Origin of the sequence: Kutzneria sp. 744, assembly GCF_000568255.1 — a bacterium.
In the GTDB taxonomy this organism is placed as follows: domain Bacteria; phylum Actinomycetota; class Actinomycetes; order Mycobacteriales; family Pseudonocardiaceae; genus Kutzneria.
The window spans coordinates 10,707,833-10,709,298 of record NZ_KK037166.1 but is presented as its reverse complement, the minus strand read 5'-3'; the positions used below and the strand labels follow the sequence as shown (position 1 = coordinate 10,709,298).

Below are 1,466 nucleotides of genomic sequence, written 5' to 3'. Positions count from 1 at the left end.
CGTCCGCGCCGATCCGCTCGCGCACGTCCGCCGGCCGCACCCCCGGCACGGACCGGTACATCGCGGTCGCGTCGTCCAACGGACGGCCGGCCAGCGACGGCACCACGTTCGCCGTCTGCAGGCCCGCGAGGATCTCGTACAACGAGTGGTCCTCGGTCGGCAGCATCCACCCCACCAGCGACAGGGCGAGGCCGTCCGGGTCCGCGTCGGCGACGTTCAGCAGCTTGAACGCGTTCCCGATCTTCGCGGCCGTGCCCGACACCCCGGCGATCAGGGCATGCCCTGCTCGTCGTGCACCTGCCGGTACAGCGAGGAACTCGGGTCCGTCACCCAGTTCGCCTTGCCGGACACCACTTCCAGCGGCAGCTCCGGGCCCTGCTCGTCCGGACCGAGATCACCGCCCGCGGGTTCGCCACGACGGCGGGCTCCCGGACGATCCGGGTGATGAACCCGGCCCGGCTCGCCGTCCGGCCCGATCTCGCGGTGCACCTCCACTCCCAGCACCCCGGGAGCCCCACGCAGCTCGTCCAGCGACGGCTCGCCCCGATCGTCGAAGCGCACCTCGTCCAGGGGCACCCGCTCGGGCCGGAAACCCATCACCCGCAACGCGACCGGGTTGGCGGCCAGGAACTCCCGCTCCCGCTCGCTCAGCCCGATCCCGAGCCGGGCCCACTCGCCCGGGGTCCGGGCGATGTCCCCGGCGAGCCGCTCGTCCTCCGGGCGCCAGCGCCGGACACGTCCCCAGTACTTGGCCAGCTCCCGCCGCCACGAGCCCGACTGCGCCACCACGTTGCCGATGGAGAAGAAGTCGTTGGCGAACGCCGAGGCCCGGCCCGGCGCTACCGTGTCCAGCACCGCGTGGACCTGCCGGCGCGTGCGCCCGCGCAGGAAGGCCGCCTGCCGACGCAACGCCGGGACGTTCAGACCCAGCCGCTCCGCCCGCGCCCAGTCACGCCGCTCGGCGATCTCCCCCAGCAGCGACTTCAACTGTCAGGGGCGAGTCCTTGAAGAACGTGGCGTTGAAGAACGCCGTCATCAGCTCCCGGACGTTGCCGTGCCGCAACAGGTCGTGCAGGGCGGGCAGCGCCGGGTGCCGCTCGCCGACCTGTCCGCTCGAGGTCGGATCGTCCTTGAAGAAGACCGCCGCGACCTCGTCCCGGTCGTGCTCGGAGAAGCCAGCGACGAGCACCTCGAACAGGCGCGACACGCTCTGCCGCGCCGCCCGCACGGCACGCGGGTGTTCGAAGGCGAAGCTGCCCAACCGCGCCTCGAACTCCTCGGCCTTCGGGAAGTACGTCGGATCCACGTACATCGCGCGCAGCTTCCGGGTCGCTCGCGCGGTCACGGCATCCGGGACCGGCGAGGCCCCGTCGTCGACGTGCGAGGGGTGAGCGGTCACCGACGGCAGGGGATCATCGGGCGGCGACTGCTGGTCACCGGCCGTGTCCGTAGGCTCGTCGGGCACC

General features: G+C 72.6%; 3 protein-coding genes. All 3 read right to left on the bottom strand.

The genetic code is table 11. The annotated features are described in order from the left end of the window. Positions 1-262 (bottom strand): hypothetical protein (locus tag KUTG_RS62660; protein ID WP_043726741.1); only part of this gene is annotated, 262 nt, incomplete at its 3' end. Between the two features lie 8 nt (positions 263-270). Beyond that, on the bottom strand, positions 271-987 hold the full coding sequence (locus KUTG_RS48545; RefSeq protein WP_043726739.1) for a hypothetical protein: 717 nt from the start codon (positions 985-987) through the stop codon (positions 271-273). Further along, positions 950-1,466: hypothetical protein (locus KUTG_RS48540; RefSeq protein WP_232241349.1), on the bottom strand; the 517-nt coding region annotated here is incomplete at its 5' end. The genes KUTG_RS48545 and KUTG_RS48540, both read right to left, overlap by 38 nt.